This window comes from Luteolibacter sp. LG18 (genome assembly GCF_036322585.1).
GTDB lineage: Bacteria > Verrucomicrobiota > Verrucomicrobiia > Verrucomicrobiales > Akkermansiaceae > Luteolibacter.
The window spans coordinates 4,549,455-4,566,728 of sequence record NZ_AP024600.1 but is presented as its reverse complement, the minus strand read 5'-3'; the positions used below and the strand labels follow the sequence as shown (position 1 = coordinate 4,566,728).

Below are 17,274 nucleotides of genomic sequence, written 5' to 3'. Positions count from 1 at the left end.
TGATGCTGCGATCCCCTCGGGATCCAGAATCTCCCCGGATGCTACATAGCGACAAAGTCGGAAGGCAATGGCCCGATTGCCCAGCCGGAACTGTCACCAGTTCCGCTACTCCGCGGACGAGCGCGAAATGTGTATAAAGATCAGGGCTGAATCCACCCCGCCTGCACTGTCACCAGTGCAGCTACAGCCACCACGTCACTGCACCTTCACCAGTTTGCCGTCCTTGTCCTTCTTGAAGATGCCACGGTCCGCGGCGGGAAAGGCGCTGGGCGCGGGTCCCGCGCTTGGTTTCTCCGGGGTCAATGGCGGCGTGGTTTTGGGGGCTGGCACCGCACCCGGTGGTTCCGGCGGAGTGGTGTAGGCCCCGGAGGCCAGCAGGCGGCGGGCATCGATCACGGAGGGCGCGCGACGGGGCTCGAAGATCCGGTCACCGCTCACCCATGCGGCGGCAACTCCCCCACCCGCTTGCTGCGTCACGCGGATGGTGGCCAGCCGCCAGCCCTGTTGACCGCTCTTTGGAGGCGATTTCCACTCCCCCCACTGCCCGGTTTCAAACGTGCGGAAGCAGGGTGAGGTGATCTCGACGAGCCAGCCATCGCCGGCACGCGAGAACTGCTTCTTCGGCAGGCTGAAGTGATCGGTGCTCTTCCTGGCGTCACTGGTGGCAAACCAGTCTCCACCCGGCAGCATCAGCACGTGCGGAGACAACAGCTTGTCGACGGCCGCCCGCACCGCCCACGACGGACTTTCCTCTGCGGACGCGAGCCCCATCATCAGCATCACCGCCATCAGCCATAGGCGAATCCACATGCTTGGAATATGGCACCGAAGCGTCGCCGCTGTCGATGATCCTTCGGCTTATCACCGTGAATCCACAATCCGCCAACGTAGGCGTGGCATGGAGACATGGCGATGCTTCCGCTGTCTCCCGGAGCGCTCCTCCGCGAGGACGGCATCTCCCCTTTCCCGCGGGATGCCGTGATCGGGCGGGATCCGCATCCATAGCCGCCAAACGCTCCTTCCATGGATTCGATCACACGACCGAACGGAGGAGAGGGATGAGGGTTCCGCGTCACGCTTGTTGTCCAGGCGCGGGTAATCAGTCGCGGGCGGAGTGGCCCGGGCAGCCCTTGGAGCGATCCGGCGCTTTCCGCTGGATCAAGCCGGACCCACACCGAGACAAGTCCCCCGGCCAGGCTCCAAGGCCGCGTTCACGCGGGGTGCGAGGGTGACGGGGTGGCTCCACACGCGGGAAGCTCCTTTCATCGGCACGGTTGATCCTGTGACGGGACAACCGTGTTCCGGTTCCGAGGATTCACCTCCGCAGGAATCCTCATTCCCCTACCCTCGATCGAGGCAAAGCCGACAGGGTGCCCCTCTTCTTCTTCCCTTCTTTCTTCCTCTTCGGACGAGTGCAGCTCGTACGTACCCAGGGGTGGGCCCTCCCTGGGCCCCGGCTGGGCCCTTTTTATGGTGAGGTGATTTGTAATGAATTGGTGGTTAGTTGGTTGTGATGATGAAGGCTGGGCCCTTGATTCGCGAACCGGACCTCCGGGTGGTCTTTCAGTGGTCTTTTCTTGTTGGTGGTGCATTTGTATCATGCTGGCCGTAAGCTAATTATGAGGAAAAATGAGTGGTCTTTTTCCGTTTGCACGTTGTCAACCCACGCGATTCCCCTGTCCTGCTAGCCTCGAATTCCACCCGATTGGCCTGCAATTCGCTAAGTCATCCTCCGTGCGCTTGTTCCTGAGAATCTCGACCGGGGTGTTCTTTGCGGTCGCGGCGGCCTTCTTCCTCTGGGGCCTGTTCCACTCGGTGGTGGTTCAAGGGTGGTCTCAGGGGATGCCGTTCCAGATTGGATATGGCGTGGCGTTGATCAGCATCGTGCTGATGGTGATCCTTCTGTGGGGGTCTTGGCGTTCCACGCCCCCTACGGATAGTGGTTCCGGGAGATGAATTACCCCATAAGCCGTTTGAAACCAGTATTACAAATTGATGCTGGCGGAGATAACGGCCCTCCGTAGCATCCAGCGCATGAAGTCCGGCAAGTGGATCGTCACATGGCTCATCGCCTTGGTGCTGCTGGCTCTGATCGGATGCGTGATCTACTTCGGAAGGGGTTCGTTCCTGTTCAACAACCTGTTCTAGGAGCGCGCCGCGGCGTGCAATTTGAAATGCGGCGGTCGCATTTCGCCATGCAGGGCGTGATCGATGTGCGGGACGCCTCAGCGGGCCGCTGACAAACGTGCGGCAAACAGGCCATCCGAGCCATCGGTGGCGGGTGAGGCGGTGAAGGACTCCTCCACCTGCCAGCGCGGGTCGCGTTCCAGCAGGTTGGCGATCTGGCCTTGGTTCTCGGACTGGAGCAGCGAGCAGGTGGCGTAGACGAATTTCCCGCCGGAACGGACCATTTCCGGGTAGTGATCGAGCAAACGGCGCTGAAGACGGCGCGTTTTTTCCAAAGAAGGGCCGGAAAGCCGCCACTTCAGGTCCGGTTGACGCCGCAAGGTACCGAAGCCCGAGCACGGTGCATCGATCAGGACGCGGTCGGCCCAGCCGGTGAGATCCCGCAGGGTTTCCGGCTCCCACACGCGGGTGTCCACGATGGTGACCCCGGCGCGGTCGGCGCGGCGGGTGAGTTCGTGGAGCTTGCGGCCGTTGACGTCGAGCGCGAGCAACTCACCGCGGTTCTGCATCAGGGCGGCGGCGTGGAGGGTCTTTCCACCCGCGCCGGCACAGGCGTCGATCACCCGCATGCCGGGCTCCAGGTCGAGCACCGGCGTGATGCGCTGGGAACCGGCGTCCTGGATCTCGATGCGGCCGGAGGCGAGCAGTGGCTTGGAAATACGGCCCTTGGTCACCTTCAGCGCGTCCGGCACCTCGAACACCGGGGCGGTTTCGATCCCCTCCCCGGCCAGCCAGCGGGAGACATCCTCGCGGGAACCGAGCAGCGTGTTCACCCGCAGGTAGACCGGTGCGCGTTGATTGAGAGCGGTGAGTTCGGCGTCCCAATGGCGGCCGAGTTCGGTCATCCCGAGTTCGTCCAGCCAATCCGGGATCGATTCCCGCACCGGCCGCGGTTGGTCCGGCAGCGCGGCCTCGCGGGTGGCCATTTCCTCAAGGGAAACGCCGTCCCACCGCCACCAATCGGGGATCACGAGCTCCATGCGACGCCACTGGGCCGCGCACAAGGCGGGCAGGCCGGTGCCGTCCGCCACGAATTCGAGCGCGCGCTTCCAGCGCGTCACCTCGAACACGGTCTCCGCCACGAAGGCGCGATCGCGTTTTCCCCAGCGGGGGTTCGCGTGGAAGGTGGTGTCCAGCACCCGGTCCAGGACCAGCCCTTCCCCGAGCACGGCATCGAGCACCGCCACGCATCCTTCCGCCAATACCCGGTGCAACTTCACGCGCGCAGCCTCCCCTTTCCACTCTTGACTATTCAATGACGAAGTTTCCGCCCATCCTCGCGGCGTGCCGACCGTCACTCTCAAATACCTGTCCTTCCACCCGTCCATCTGGCCCCGCATGATCGGCGAGGTTTCCCGCGATGCCATGCCCGGATCGCTGGTGGAGGTCTTCGGCACCCAGGGCACCACCTTCGGCTGGGGCCTGTGGAATCCGATGGCGCGCATGCCGCTGCGGATGGTCAGCCACCGCCCGGAACCGGTCGATGAATCGTTCTTCCTCGATGCCATCCGGAATGCCGCGAAGCTGCGGAAGGAGATTTTCCACCTCGATGACGAGACGGATTCCTACCGCTGCATCCACGCCGATGCCGACTTCCTCCCCGGTCTGGTGGCGGACAAGTTCGCCGACGTGATGTCGCTGGAGGTCACCACCCTGGCCGCGTGGCAGCGCCTCGATTCCTGGCTGCCGGTGATCCACGAGAGCTTCGGCACGAAGCGCACGGTGATCCGCGTGGACGCCCAGCTCGCGAAGATCGAGGGCATCCCGTCCCTCACCCACCCCGCTTCGGAAAACATCCGTACGGTGAAGATCAAGGAGCACGGCGTGACCTTCGAAGTCGATTTCCAGGAGGGCCACAAGACCGGCTTCTTCTGCGACCAGCGCGACAACCGCAAGCGCTTCGGCGAGCTCGCCAAGGGTCGCGACGTGCTCGACCTCTGCTGCTACACCGGCGGATTCTCGGTGAATGCCGCGCTCGCCGGCGCGAACGAGGTCACCGCCGTGGACCTCGATGAAACCGCGATCGCGATGGCCAAGCGCAACGCCAACCTCAATGGCGCGCGCGTGAAGTTCACCCATGCCGATGCCTTCACCTGGATCCGCACGATGATCGAGAACGGCCGCCAGTGGGACCTCGTCATCGCCGACCCGCCGAAGTTCATCTTCGGCCAGGAGGACGAGGCGGGCTTCGGGAAATACAACGACCTCAACAAGCTCGCCGTGCAGCTCGTGAAACCGGGCGGCATCTTCGTGACCTGCTCGTGCTCCGGCCAGCTCCACGCGGACGCGTTCGAGAAGATCGTCGTCGGCGTTTCCCACCGCCAGAGCAAGCGCCTGCAATTCATCGGCCGCACCGGCGCGGGCCCGGATCACCCGGAGCTTTCGAACTACCCGGAATCGCGGTACCTGAAGGTGCTGTGGAGCCGGGTGATGTGAGGTCGTAGCGCAAGTTTCCAACTTGCGGATGGGAGATGCTCAAACGTTCCTCGCGGCGCTTTCCAAAAGTAGCCGCCCTGGAGAGTGTTTCTGAGCCCGGAGGGCGACGCATCCCAGCCGGTGGCGCAAGCCACCGGTATGGCACGGCATGAGTTCCAAGCCCCGTTAGGGGCGACGCAAGCGGAGGCCCAATGACATTCCACATGGAAGCCCGCGCCCGACGTTTGAAGAATTCCGGATTCCTCCAAATCGCGGGAATGACGAATTCGTTGCAAGAGCGCAGGCAGCGTCGTCCCTGACGGGACTTGAATGCACTCCCGGGCGTGGTCCGGTGGCTTGCGCCACCGGCTGGGATGCGTCGCCCTCCGGGCTTGGAGAGGCCGGAGGCTGACCCGGGACTGGAGCTCGCAAGGCTGTGGGTGAATCCACCCTACCCACGCTCTCACGAGCGCGGCTACGCAGCCCGCCCGTCCGACGGGCAGACTGTAAATCTGCACCGCCGTCCCGGCGTGTTCCCGCTCACCCCATCGCCTTTTCCATCAGCGCGTTCATGCGGCTGATGGTGTCGCGGGCGTCTTCGAGGAGACCGGCGGAGATGAGGGCGTTGTCGAGGAGCTGGAGCGCCACCAGCTTGGCGACATCCGGATTCCCGTTGCGGGCCGCGGCCAGTTTCTTGACCAGTGGGTGGCGCGGGTTGATCTCGATCTCCACCTTCACCGCCTCGCTGAAGTTCTCGTCCATCGCCTTCATCATGCGGCGCATCTGCGGCGTCATGCCATCCTGAGGGACGAGGGCGATGATCGGGCTGTCGACCAGGCGCTGGCCGGCGGCCACCGAATTGACGCGGTCGCCGAACTCGTCCTTGAGGAAAGAACACAGCGATTCGGTTTCGGCGGCGCTCAGCGACTCCCCTTCGGCGCTGGAATCCTCCAGCTCGACCCCGGCGCTGGTGATCGCGACGAGCTGCTTGCCCTCGACCTCGCCGAGGGTGTCGAGGACGTATTCATCGATCGCGTCGGTGAAATAGACCACTTCCAGGCCGCGTGCCTTGAAGGCCTCCAGATACGGGCTGCTTTCGAGTTGCTCGCGGTTCGGGCCGATGAGGTAGTAGATCTTTTCCTGGCCGTCCTTCGCGCGGGTTAGGTAGTCGGTGAAGCTGGAGAGTTTGCCCGCGTCGGTCATCGAGGACTCGAAACGGAGCAACTTGGCGAGTGCCTCCTTGTTCGCGTGGTCGGTGGCGACGCCTTCCTTGAGGAAGCGTTCGAACTTCTTGTAGAAGCCGTTGTATTTCTCCGAATCGGCGGCGGCCTCCTTCTCGAACATCTTGATCACGCGCTTGCTGATCACGCTGCCCAGCTTCTTTACCAGCGCGCTGTCCTGCATGGTCTCGCGGGAGATGTTCAGCGGGATGTCCGCGCTGTCGATTACGCCCTTCACGAAGCGCATCCACTCCGGCAACAGGCCCTTCGGCGCGGGATCGATGAGCACCTTGCGGCAATACAGCGCCACGGCGGGCTCCATCTTGCTCATGCCCCAGCGCTCCGGGTTTTCCGAAGGCACGAACAGCAGCGCGTTGATCGCGATCGGCGCGTCCGCGCTGAAGTGCAGGCGGTAGGCGGGCTCGTCGAAGGCCTTCGCGGTGAACTGGTAGAAGGCCTTGTATTCCTCCTCGGTGATGTCGGCCTTGTTCTTCAGCCACAGCGCCTCGACGTGGTTCACGCGCTCGCCTTCGAGCAGGATCGGGAAGCCGACGAAATTGCTGTAGGTTTCGATCAGGCGCTTGATGCGGGCCTGCTCCGCGTACTCGGACTGGTCGTCCTTGAGGTGCAGCACGATCTTCACGCCGCGGGCCTGCTCGGGGGCCTCCTCGATGGTGTAGCCGCTGGTGCCATCGCTGGTCCAGACGAGGCCCTCGCCGTCCTTCTTCCAGCTGCGGGTGTAAACCTTCACCTCATTCGCCACCATGAAGGCGGAGTAGAAGCCGACGCCGAACTGGCCGATCATGTTGCCCGGCGAGCCGCCGCTTTCCTTCATCGCCTGGAGGAAAGCCTTCGTGCCGGAGTGCGCGATCGTGCCGAGGTTCTCGACGAGTTCCTCGCGGGTCATGCCGATGCCGCGGTCCTCGATGGTCAGCGTCTTGCCCTCGGCATCCGCGGTGATGGTGATTTCCAGCGGCAGTTCGCCGTCCTGAATGTCCTTCTCGATGCCCTGGAGGTGGCGGAGCTTCTCCATCGAGTCGGACGCGTTCGAGACCAGCTCGCGCAGGAAGATCTCGCGGTCGGTGTAGAGGGAGTGGACGACGAGATCGAGCAGTTGCTTGATCTCAGCCTGGAAGACGTGCTTTTCGAGAGTGGCCTCGCTCATGATGGGAATGGCGGTTCGGGATGGTTCCCGGGGAATCCGGGGCGCGGATGATAGCCACGGGACCGCCGGTGTCAAAAGCGGAGGCAGTGGCCTTTCCGCCGTAGCCGCGTTCGGGAGAACGTGGGTGGGGTGGACTCGCCATGACGGGGGCAGGTGCGGTTGGCTCATGAGTGGCCGGTGGCTGGAGGTCAGTGGCCAGAAAAGAGAATGCTCTCCTCTGGCTCTTGTTTCTTTTCACTGACCCCAGGCCCACTGACAACTGGTCACTCATAGGCGGACTGGATCTGCACGCGACGTGGTGTGTGCACCCACTCACAAGTTGAAAACTTGTGCTACCTACCCCCTCCCGTTTGATCTTGCCCCGGAGACATGGATGCCATTCCCTTGGATTCTCATGAAAGCCCTTTCCTCATGGCTGCTTGGAGTGATGGCGTTGTGCCTCACCGGCTGTTTCGATGTGGAAACATCGATCCATCTGAAGAAAGACGGCAGCGGGGCAGTGGTCCGGGAGATCTATTTCGACGAGGGCATCGAGGTCACCCTGGATCCGCCGCCGGAAAAGCGCCGGAAAATCACAATTGGCGGCCCAGAAGGAAATCCCGACCTGGGCACCCTGCCGCGGGAATTCTACGCCGAATTCGAACGCAAGGTTGCCGCGACCATGGGCAAGGGTGTCACGTTCGGCGGTTACGAGAAGCTGAAAAAGGGCAACCGGAATGGCTGCCGGATCACCTATCACTTCGAGGATATCAACACCCTGGAAATCGAACCCGAGGATCCATTTGCGCCAGGGCTGGACGAGCCGGACCGCGAACCCAAAGGCAAGGGCTTGGCGAAACCGATCACGTTCACTTATCGCGACGGCACCCTGACCATCCACTCGCCCAAGAACGATCCCGCGGAGATCGAAAAGCTCGTCACCCAAAAGAAGGAAGGAAAGGAAGACGCGGCCGAGCCAACCACACCCTCCCGCGACATGCTCAAGCAAGAGCAGTTTGCAGAAGCTTGGAGGACCAACGCCGCGAAGGACAGGAAGGGACTGAAGGTGGTGCTGGAGGACGGCATCGCGTCGACGGATGCCGCGTTCGTGCAGGAAAACGTCATCACGCTTCTAGAGATCGATCACGGACGCTTCAGCGCCGATCCGGCGAAGACCAAGAAGGTGGAGGATGAGGAAGGCACCTTGTATATGAATCTCTCCGCCGCGGCGGAAAAGCTGAAGGGCATCGATGGTGTGAAGATCGAGCCGAAGGGCGAGATCCGTGTGACCGTGAAGTAGTGCAGGTTTCCAACTTGCGAATGGGGCGGCGGAGATGATCCCGGCGGCACTTTTGGGGTTCAGGGGCAACCGGATGAAAAACTGGACCTGCACGGGTTTGGGGAGGTCCTCCCACTCACAAGTTGAAAACTCGTGCTACTTTTCGAAGGCCAGCAGGGTGCCTTCCGGGAGTTCGCGGCGGGTGCCATTGCGTTCGATGAGGTAGCCCTCCTGGGTGACGGTGCGGCCGCCGCCGAGGGAGGTGCGCATCTCGATGCGACGGGTGACGCCGTCCCGCAGGACCATGAGCTGGCCATCGATCATCAGCACGCGGGCGGTGGTGTCGTGGAGGCGCTTGCCCTCGTAGCCGATCACTCCACAGTCCGGGAGTTTCACGCGGCTGCCGGTTTTCGAAACCACGACTCCGTCCACGGTGACCTGGCTGCCATTGGCGAGAGTGGCCGGAGCGGTCAGCGGACGGGCCACGCCGTGGCGGATCACCACCATGCGATCGCTCACCTTGAGGAGGCGGTCACCGGGCGAGAGGCGCGTGACTGGCGACGGCGTGGGGACGAATGCCGGAACCGGTTTCGCCACCGCGGTGGTGGCGATCACCAGCACGGTCGAAACGAGGGCGATGAGGGTGGGTTTCATGGGAATGGATGGATGGAAGGAATCCAACGATCCTTTTCGCATGAGGTGTTCCAACAGGCTCGACCTAGTTCGATCGGGTCGGGAAAATTAATCGCAACGCGTTGTTGACCAATGATAGGCGGCGAGCTGGTTGGCGCCGGGCTGTAATGGGTGTTTTCGCGCTGCAATATGCATTCCCCACTCTAACAAGTGCATTTCGCATGGAGGAGCCGCGATGGGATGAGGGGCGCCCTTTCCCTGCAAAGGGCTGCAACCCGCACGCGAAGCCAAGCTTCGCGCTACCTCTCACCCCTCCGTCACCGGCGTGCCGCTAGGCAACTCTTCCGCGCGAGTCCCGCGGCGGCCCTGTTCGGTGCCGCTCTGGATCGCGCAGGCGATCGCGCCGAGCACAATGAGGGCGGTTTCCACGCCGTACCACATCCAGATCAGGCCGCGGCCGGAGGTGAAGCCGTAGTTGTGCAGGCCGGTGTTGAAGAAGTTCACGTGCCACCACGAGAACATCACCACGTTCGAGCCGAACATGCAGGCGAGGTGGAAGGCCCACTCCTTCAGGTAGCCGCCGAGGCGGGCGTGGAGGATGGCGAGGTTCCACAGCACGATCAGCAGCGCACCGTTCTCCTTCGGGTCCCAGCCCCAGAAGCGGCCCCAGGAATCGTTCGCCCACACGCCGCCGAGCACGGTGCCCACCAGCGAGAGGAACAGCGTGAAGCACACGCAGCCGTAGGCGGCGCGGGTCAAGGTGCGGCGCAGCGCGCGGTCGCCATCGTCCAGGCCGGTGCCGCGCATGAAGACGTAGATGTGGGACAGCAGCGCGGTGAGCAGGCCGGCGCAGTAGCCCATGGTGATGGTGATCACGTGGATGGTGAGCCAGTAGTTCGAGCGCAGCACGGCCACCAGCGGGTCCATGTGGTCCTTCGCGTCGCCCACCTCGTAGAGGCGGGACACCAGGACGAGTGCGGCACCGAGCGCCGGAGCCAGGCCGAGCGCGAAGCGTTTCCGCGTGAGGAGCTCCACGATCAGCGACAGGATCACGATCGCGGCTCCGATGCAGATCGTGGTGTCGTAGAGATTTCCGATCGGCGGGCGCTGCATGATGTAGCAGCGCTGGGCGATGGCGATCACGCAGTAGACCGCGCCGGTTGCGGTAAGCAGGCCGGTGGCCCAGGCGAAGATGCGCCCGGTGAGGTTCCAGCCCGCCGCCCACATGCCGAAAGCCAGCAAGGTGGCGAGGAGGAAGTAAACGAAGGCGTTCAGGAACCAATCGGCGCGGTAGTAGGACACCTCGGTCTTGATCGCACGGTACTCGCCGCGCTTCTCGGCCAGGGCCTGGGTCATGTCGCGGAACTTCACCAGCTCGGTGCGGAAGGCGTCATCCCCCTGCCCTGCGGCGGCGGCGATCTTCTCAAGCTGCTGCACGCGCTCGATCGAGCGCTTCGGATCGGCGGCCTGCTGGAGCATCACCGGCATGATCTCGTTGCCCACGCCGGTCCAGGCGCGGTCGTCGGCGGTATCCGGCGGGAACAGCAGCAGCGTGCTCTTCGCGTAGTTCGCCATGTCCACCACCTGTTCGAGCAGCGATTTCACGTGGTCCGGGATCTCGCGGTGCTGGGCCTGGGCGTCGGTGAGCGCCTGGCGCACGGCCGGGGCGGCGGCCATCACTACGCTCATCGCCGCACCGCGCGGGGCGCCGGGCTTGGTGGCGTCCATCTGGATACCGCGGGTGAAGGCGAAGTAGGTCAGCAGGCCCTCCAGCTTCCGCACGTTGGTGGCGAGGTCCACTGTCTGCTGCTGCTCGGGCTCGCGCTTGGTGGATTCGATCGCCTCGTAGGTCTTCGCCAGCTCGTCGAGCTTGGCACGGCCGGGCTGGAGCTCGCGGAAGCTGTAGCGGTCGCGCTTGGCCCCGGTTTCCAGGCCGAGGCCTTTCACCACCGCCGAGTTGTCGATGCGGAACATCGGCAGGTCCACCGCCACCTCCGGGCGGAACAGGCAATCGAGCAGCCACGCGGTCGGCTTCAGCGTGATCACCTTGTGCGCGGGTTTGCCGTCCTTGTCCGATTTCGCCGTCGGGCTGGTGTCCGGCACGTCGATCTTCATCGAGCGGTCGCCGTGGATCTGATAGAGCGCGAAGCCCGCGAAGGTGGAGAGCGGCTTCACGCGGCCGCCATCCTGCACCGGGATGGACTCGGCGATCTTCAGGGTCTCCTCGGACCAGGGCGTGTAGGCCTCGATGTGGCGGGGCTTCGGCTCCTGGAGCTTCTGGACCAGGGCGATGCCTCCGAAGAGCGCGGCCCCCGCGAGCAGGAAGCCGAGGGCCACCCAGCGGACGGCCACGTTGCGTTTGGCGGGAGTCTTGTTCATGCCGATTTCAGGCGGGCGTGGATATAGGTCACCAGTTTCAGGAGGAACTGGAGGGCGAGGCCGAAGGCGACGATCGCGATGCTGATCTTCGGCCACTGGTCGGAGGGATTCTGCACCACCTCCAGCACGGAATACATTTTCGCGGGATCGCGCTCGCCCTGCGGGCCGTAGCTGGCCTGGAAGAAGGTGAGCCCCTTGTTGCGCATCGGCTCGTTCATCTGGATGGTGGCGTTCACCTCGTGGCCATCGTCGATGCGGGTCACCTCGCTCACGAAGCTCTCCGGCTTCATCGTGTTCGGCGCGAAGGTGGCGGTGAACTTGTTCAGGCGCACCTGGTAGGGCATCGGCCAGTAGCGCTTGTGGATGTCCACCAGGAACACGCGCTCACCCACCTTCACCGTCTTGCCGTGGAAACTGGCGGCGGCGAGAATGAAGGGCTCGCCGGCGGTGCCATCGCGGTTCATCACGCGGGCATAGCAACCCGCGAGGTTCGCCTCGGCCTGCTTCTCGTCTTCCTTCCGCACCAGGTAGTAGCCATCGGCGATGAGCTCCTGGTTCTCCGGCGCGCGCTCGACGGCGGCGACCGGCTGGCTGTTCGACATCCACCCGTTGACCTGGAGGTCGAAGGGGAAATCCGGCAGCTTGAAATCACGCGGCGTGGAGCCGGTGGTGTCCATGCCGCTGGTCTTCCGGGCGAACCATTTCCATGACCCGATCGCCTGCGGCTGGAGGTCGTCGAGGTGCTCGCCGCGGATCACGTGGATGTTCGTCGGCTTGCCGTCCTTGATCTCGGACACCTCGACCACGAACTCGGTGTAATCCTGCGCCACGTTGCTGGTCTGCCCCTGCTGGAGCACCATGTTGCCGCGCACTTCCTTCCACTGCGCCACGCCGCCGGCCACGATCAGGAACAGGATGCCGGAGTGGGAGATCAGGTTTCCCCAGTGCCGCCAGCCCTTCCGCGCGCGGATCACGCCGCCGAGGAACAGGTTCACGAACAGCAGCAAACACACCCAGTAGCCGCCGGGCAGCGGAAACTTGAGCTGGGTGCCGCCCACGTTCATCACCTTCAGCTCGGGCGTGAAGAAGAACGAGGACGAGTCGAAGTACTTCTTCAACGTCGGCAACAGGCCGCGCTCCACCTGCTCCAGCGTGGCCAGCCAGGTCAGCAGCCCCAGCAGGAGCAGCAGCACGGTGGCCAGACCGAAGCCGGACAGGACATTGAAGATCCGCACCGGCAGCGAGGCCGGGCGTTTGGTGGTGGTGGAAGCGGCTTCCATGGGAAAATCAGCGGACGTGCCTACGGTTCACGGGAGGCTGATCATTCACCGGCGAGCGCCAGCGACTTGCAGAAGGCTTCCAGCGCGGCCTTCGCCTCGGTCACCTCGTCCTTCGGGCCGGTCATTTTCACGGTGAGGATGCGGCCGTTCACGTCCGCCACCACCCCGGCCAGCGCGAAGCCCGGGCGGGACTCGGCTCCGGCCATGCCGCCGGAATAGGTGCCATCCGCCTCCACCCACACGCCCGCGGTGTCCACGATGGCCACGCGGCGGCGTTCATCGAGCGTCTCGGCGGTGAGCTTCGGCGCGTTGAACTGGCCCAGCCAGCGGTTCACGTTGTCCAGCACCGAGCCGGTGGAAATGCCCACCGACACCTCGCCGAGCCCGCTTTCGCCGAAACGGTAGTTCAGCAGTCGGAACTGGGTGGACGGCAGTTGCAACCAGCCCTGTGGCGTGGTGCCGGTCACCGGGCTCGTCCGCTTGTCGCGGAACCGCTCGTCGCTGGTCGCGAAGAGCTTCGGCGTGGTGTCGTTCGAAGTCTCGGCGCGGGTTTCGGTCACCGTGACCTCCGCCGGCGGCTTGCGGCAGGCGGAAAGGGAAAGCACGGCCACGAGTCCGAGAAACGCCGGGATTTTCATCGCCGGGGGGAATAGTCGCGCCCGTCATGCCGTGCAAGGGGAAATGGCTTTCAGCCGAAGGCTGAAAGCCAGAATCCAGAGTCCAGAAACCAGAATCCAGAGAAGAGGAAGAGATGGGGCACCGATTGACGCTCGTCGGGGTGGGTCGGGAGAGTGACAATGATCGAGTAAGAGCCCGACCTCGGAGTCTCTTTTCTGGTTTCTGGACTCTGGATTCTGGCCCAAGGCCCTTGCCCGAAGGGCCATTCACCCGTAAAAGCCCGCGTGGAGCCGATCCGATACTACAACCGACACACCGGGGCGATGGAGACCGAGCAGGTCTATGGCGAGGGATTCCTGCGCTGGGCCTACGGCACGCCGCTCGGCCGGTTGTCGCTGGAGGCCTTCGTGAAGCGGCCGTTTTTCTCGAAATTCTACGGCTGGCGGATGGACCGGCCCGCCTCCGCGGCAAAGGTCGCGCCGTTCATCGTGGACTACGGCATGAAGGTGGAGGACTTCGCCGATGATCCGGCCTCCTTCCGCAGCTTCAATGAGTTCTTCTATCGGAAACTGAAGCCCGCCGCGCGCCCGATCGAGGCCGCGCCGGTGGTGTTCCCCGCCGATGGCCGCCACCTCGGGTTCGAGCGCGCCGCATCGATGGACGGCGTGTTCGTGAAAGGCCAGCGCTTCGACCTCGAAAAGCTGCTCGGCTCCCGCGAGCTGGCCGCCCGCTACGCCGATGGTCCGCTGGTGTTGTCCCGCCTGTGCCCGGTCGATTACCACCGGTTCCACTTCCCCTGCTCCGGCACGCCCTCCGCCACCGAGACGATCAACGGCCCGCTGTTCTCCGTCTCTCCCCTCGCCCTGCGCCAGAACCTCGCCTATCTCTGGGAAAACAAGCGCACCATCACCCGCCTCGAAACGCCGGACCTCGGCACCGTGCTGCTGTTGGAAATCGGCGCCACCTGCGTGGGCTCCATCCTCCAGACTTTCACGCCCGGCCAGCCGGTCGCGAAAGGCGCGGAGAAGGGCTACTTCGCCTTCGGCGGCTCCTCCACCATCACCATTTTCGAACCGGGAAGAGTGGCCTTGGCGCCGGATCTGTTGGAGAACTCGTTGAAACAGGTGGAGACGTATGCGCGAATGGGCTGCGTGATGGCCACGAAGCACTAAATCTTAAGCACTAAATTCTAAACGAAGAGCTTCGCCCATCCACACGCCACCCATCCGAACGAACCCCTGCCCTGGTTCCGCCGTTTAGAATTTCAGATTTAGAATTTAGTGCTTACCCACCAGATGAACCACCTCAAGACGCTTCATGAACACGCCAAGGAGGCGCTGAAGCCATCGCTCCAGAAGCAGCTTTCGCCCGCCGAGCGGATCGCGCTCTACAAGCGCTTCATGAAGATCGAGGAGCACCGGATCTTCCTCAAACACCGCTCCGGGGCCGGTGGCCTGGAGATCGCCCGCAACCGCGCGGAGTTGATCGACGTGGTGCTTTCCGCCGTGCTGCGGATGACGCTGGAGGAGGCGGATGACAAGCACCCGCTGGCGCTGGTGGCCACCGGTGGCTATGGCCGCGGCACGCTCAATCCGCGCTCGGACATCGACCTGCTGTTCCTCGTTCCCCGCGCCTCGAACCGGCTGCCGAAGCCGCTCGAGGAGGCGGTTCAAAAGATCCTCTATTTGCTCTGGGATGTCGGTTTCAAGGTCGGCCACGCCTGCCGCTCCATCGCCGAGTGTGTGGAGGAGGCGAAGGCGGACCAGGAGAACAAGACCGCGCTGATGGACGCCCGCTTCATCGCCGGGGACGTGAAGCTCTTCAAGGAGTTCGAGAAGCGCTTCGACAAGGACTGCATCAAGAAGGGCCAGGACGCCTTCTTCGAGCTGCGCCGCCAGGACCTCCGCTCCCGCCACGAGCGCTACTGGCGCACCGTTTTCCTCCAGGAGCCGAATGTGAAGGAAAGCTGCGGCGGCCTCCGCGATTACCAAAACATCCACTGGGTGGCGCGGGTGAAGCGCGGCACCTTCGACCTGAAGAAACTCGTCGAGGACCGCCTGCTCACCGCCACCGCCTTCGAGGAGGTCGAGGCCGCCTACGACTTCCTCCACCGCGTCCGCAACGAGCTCCACTACGCCACCGGCAAGGGCACCGACCAGCTCACGCTCCAGCTCCAGGGCGTGGTCTCCACGAATTTCAACTACCCGCAGCGCAGCATCCTCCGCCGCACCGAGGAGTTCATGCGGGACTACTATCGCCATACGAGAAACCTCTACCAGCACTCCACCTCGCTGATGGAGATCTTCCAGATCGAGGCCGAGCACCAGTCGGAGCCCGGCGGCCTGCGCTCGTTCCTCACCTTCCGGAAAAAGCAGCGCGAGGAGTTCGATGGCTTCATCGCCCGCGATGGCCGCGCCTACGCCTCCGGCCCGGACATCTTCAAGGACGATCCGAACCGGCTGATGCGCATGTTCCAGCACACCCAGGTGCGCGGCCTGCGCCTCGGGCCGCCGCTGCGCAAGCTGGTGAAGGAACACTGGGGCGACATCGACCGCCCGTTCCGCTACTCGAAGGCGAACCGCGAGACCTTCCAGGCGATCCTGGAGCGGAAGGGCGACGTGGCCCGCGCGCTGCGCCAGATGCACCGCGTCGGTTTCCTCGGCCGCTACCTGCCGGAGTTCGGCGCGCTCGATTGCCTGGTGCAGCACGAGTTCTTCCACCGCTACACCGCGGACGAGCACACGCTGCGCTGCGTGGAGCAGCTCGACGCCCTCATCGGCGCGGAGGAAAACCCGAAGCTCGCCCTTTACCGCCGCCTCTTCCACGAGATCGAGGACCCCTACGGTCTCTACCTCGCCGTGATCCTGCACGACACCGGCCGCGCCGAGAACGTCCGCGAGCACATCGACGGCTCGGCCATGCTCGCCTCCCGCCTCTGCAACCGCCTGCAGATCCACGGCAGCCGCCGCGCCCTGATCATGTTCCTGGTGGACAACCACCTCACCTTCTGGCGCACCGCCACCACCCGCAATATCGAGGACCCGGACGTGATCGCCGAGTTCGCCTCGATCATGAAGACGCCGGCCTACCTCGACGCGCTCTTCCTGTTCACCTACGCCGACTCGAACGGTACCTCGCCGGATGCCTGGACCGGGTGGAAGGAAACGCTGATGCGCCAGCTCCACTCCACCACCCGCCGCTTCCTCACCGAGGGCCGCGAGAAGTATGAGGAAGCGCTCGATCGCGAGCGCCTTGAGCTGCGCGATGGCGTGGTGGCGCTCATGCGCGAGGATTACTACCCGGACATCTACCGCCACTTCGAGCTGATGCCGCCGGCCGTGTTCCGCTTCCGCCAGCCCGCGGAAATCGTGACCCAGGTCCGCACCGTGCGCCATTTCCTCCAGCGCGAGGAGGAGACCGGCGATCCGTTCTCGACCTGCATCAAGTGGATCGACCACACCGACAAGGGCTACACCGAACTCGTCCTCGCCAGCCGCGACAAGCCGCTGCTGCTGGAAAAGGTCTGCTGCGCCCTCGCCTCCGAGCAGATCAACATCCTCTCCGCCGACTTCTTCACCCGCGGCGATGGAGTGGTGGTGAACCTGCTGCGCGTTTGCACCACCAACTTCGAGCCCGTTTCCGATCTCAGCGTCCGCAAGCGCATCCTCGGTGTCTTCGAGGAGATCCTCCGTGCCGAGTCCTACAAGCCGGAGCAGTATCTCAAGCGGAAGATGAACTTCCTGAAGCCGCGCACCGACAGCGGCATCCAGGTGCCCGTGCGCGCCTACGTCAGCAATGACCTGCACCCGTCCTGCACCACCGTGGAAATCCAGGCGCTCGACCGCATCGGCCTGCTGCACGACCTCTTCCAGGCGATCAACTCCCACGGCCTGAATACCGCCCACGCCCGCATTCTCACCGAGAAGGGCGTGGCGATGGACACCCTCTACCTCACCACCGCGGACGGCCACCAGGTCCACGACATGGCGATCCTCCACAGCTTGGAAAACGACATCTCGAAGCTCGTCGACCGCGGCGAGACCTGAGCGGTCGGGCACTCTTTCGCCCCGGCAGGGGCAGGAGAAATTAGCCGGTCGGCAAGGAGCGTAGCGACGCTGC

At 64.0% G+C, this 17,274-nt stretch carries 11 protein-coding genes; 4 read left to right on the top strand and 7 right to left on the bottom strand.

Annotated features, from left to right (window positions below; translation table 11 throughout):
• Window positions 1-195: 195 nt before the first annotated feature.
• Both llg_RS18020 and llg_RS18015 read right to left on the bottom strand, forming a co-directional pair.
• The gene (locus tag llg_RS18020; protein WP_338286229.1) at window positions 196-810 is read right to left on the bottom strand and encodes a hypothetical protein; all 615 of its coding nucleotides are present in this window, start codon (window positions 808-810) and stop codon (window positions 196-198) included.
• A gap of 1,415 nt (window positions 811-2,225) precedes the next feature.
• A complete protein-coding gene (locus llg_RS18015) occupies window positions 2,226-3,407 on the bottom strand; it encodes an RsmB/NOP family class I SAM-dependent RNA methyltransferase (RefSeq protein WP_338286228.1) in 1,182 nt (393 codons plus the stop codon).
• A 64-nt stretch (window positions 3,408-3,471) separates the two neighbouring features.
• Between llg_RS18015 and llg_RS18010 the strand changes: the two genes are divergently transcribed.
• Window positions 3,472-4,623, top strand: a complete 1,152-nt coding sequence (locus tag llg_RS18010) for a class I SAM-dependent rRNA methyltransferase (RefSeq protein WP_338286227.1) — start codon at window positions 3,472-3,474, stop codon at window positions 4,621-4,623.
• A 519-nt stretch (window positions 4,624-5,142) separates the two neighbouring features.
• Here the strand turns inward: llg_RS18010 and htpG are convergent.
• The gene (gene htpG, locus llg_RS18005) at window positions 5,143-6,987 is read right to left on the bottom strand and encodes a molecular chaperone HtpG (protein ID WP_338286226.1); all 1,845 of its coding nucleotides are present in this window, start codon (window positions 6,985-6,987) and stop codon (window positions 5,143-5,145) included.
• 394 nt (window positions 6,988-7,381) lie between these two features.
• Here htpG and llg_RS18000 point away from each other — a divergent pair, with 394 nt between their 5' ends.
• Window positions 7,382-8,266, top strand: coding sequence for a hypothetical protein (locus llg_RS18000; RefSeq protein WP_338286225.1), 885 nt, complete (start codon window positions 7,382-7,384; stop codon window positions 8,264-8,266).
• A 135-nt stretch (window positions 8,267-8,401) separates the two neighbouring features.
• Here llg_RS18000 and llg_RS17995 read toward each other — a convergent pair whose 3' ends face one another.
• From llg_RS17995 to llg_RS17980, 4 genes are all read right to left on the bottom strand, one after another.
• Window positions 8,402-8,899: a DUF6799 domain-containing protein gene (locus llg_RS17995; RefSeq protein ID WP_338286223.1), complete on the bottom strand. Its 498-nt coding sequence runs from the start codon at window positions 8,897-8,899 to the stop codon at window positions 8,402-8,404.
• A 285-nt stretch (window positions 8,900-9,184) separates the two neighbouring features.
• The gene (gene ccsA, locus llg_RS17990; protein ID WP_338286222.1) at window positions 9,185-11,257 is read right to left on the bottom strand and encodes a cytochrome c biogenesis protein CcsA; all 2,073 of its coding nucleotides are present in this window, start codon (window positions 11,255-11,257) and stop codon (window positions 9,185-9,187) included.
• A complete protein-coding gene (locus llg_RS17985; RefSeq protein ID WP_338286221.1) occupies window positions 11,254-12,537 on the bottom strand; it encodes a cytochrome c biogenesis protein ResB in 1,284 nt (427 codons plus the stop codon). The genes ccsA and llg_RS17985 overlap by 4 nt, the downstream gene beginning before the upstream one ends.
• A 41-nt stretch (window positions 12,538-12,578) precedes the next feature.
• On the bottom strand, window positions 12,579-13,175 hold the full coding sequence (locus llg_RS17980; RefSeq protein ID WP_338286220.1) for a hypothetical protein: 597 nt from the start codon (window positions 13,173-13,175) through the stop codon (window positions 12,579-12,581).
• Between the two features lie 264 nt (window positions 13,176-13,439).
• Between llg_RS17980 and llg_RS17975 the strand changes: the two genes are divergently transcribed.
• Window positions 13,440-14,327 (top strand): phosphatidylserine decarboxylase, encoded by an 888-nt coding sequence (locus llg_RS17975; RefSeq protein WP_338286218.1) that lies wholly within the window; start codon window positions 13,440-13,442, stop codon window positions 14,325-14,327.
• 123 nt (window positions 14,328-14,450) lie between these two features.
• Complete coding sequence (gene glnD / locus llg_RS17970; protein WP_338286216.1) at window positions 14,451-17,201, top strand: [protein-PII] uridylyltransferase; 2,751 nt, start codon at window positions 14,451-14,453, stop codon at window positions 17,199-17,201.
• Window positions 17,202-17,274: the final 73 nt, after the last annotated feature.

Excerpts from the sequence above, each read along its gene's own strand:
- llg_RS17995 (WP_338286223.1), bottom strand. The coding sequence starts at position 8,899 with ATGAAACCCACCCTCATCGCCCTCGTTTCGACCGTGCTGGTGATCGCC.
- htpG (WP_338286226.1), bottom strand. The coding sequence starts at position 6,987 with ATGAGCGAGGCCACTCTCGAAAAGCACGTCTTCCAGGCTGAGATCAAG.
- llg_RS17980 (WP_338286220.1), bottom strand. The coding sequence starts at position 13,175 with ATGAAAATCCCGGCGTTTCTCGGACTCGTGGCCGTGCTTTCCCTTTCC.
- llg_RS18020 (WP_338286229.1), bottom strand. The coding sequence starts at position 810 with ATGTGGATTCGCCTATGGCTGATGGCGGTGATGCTGATGATGGGGCTC.
- llg_RS17985 (WP_338286221.1), bottom strand. The coding sequence starts at position 12,537 with ATGGAAGCCGCTTCCACCACCACCAAACGCCCGGCCTCGCTGCCGGTG.
- ccsA (WP_338286222.1), bottom strand. The coding sequence starts at position 11,257 with ATGAACAAGACTCCCGCCAAACGCAACGTGGCCGTCCGCTGGGTGGCC.
- llg_RS18000 (WP_338286225.1), top strand. The coding sequence starts at position 7,382 with ATGAAAGCCCTTTCCTCATGGCTGCTTGGAGTGATGGCGTTGTGCCTC.
- glnD (WP_338286216.1), top strand. The coding sequence starts at position 14,451 with ATGAACCACCTCAAGACGCTTCATGAACACGCCAAGGAGGCGCTGAAG.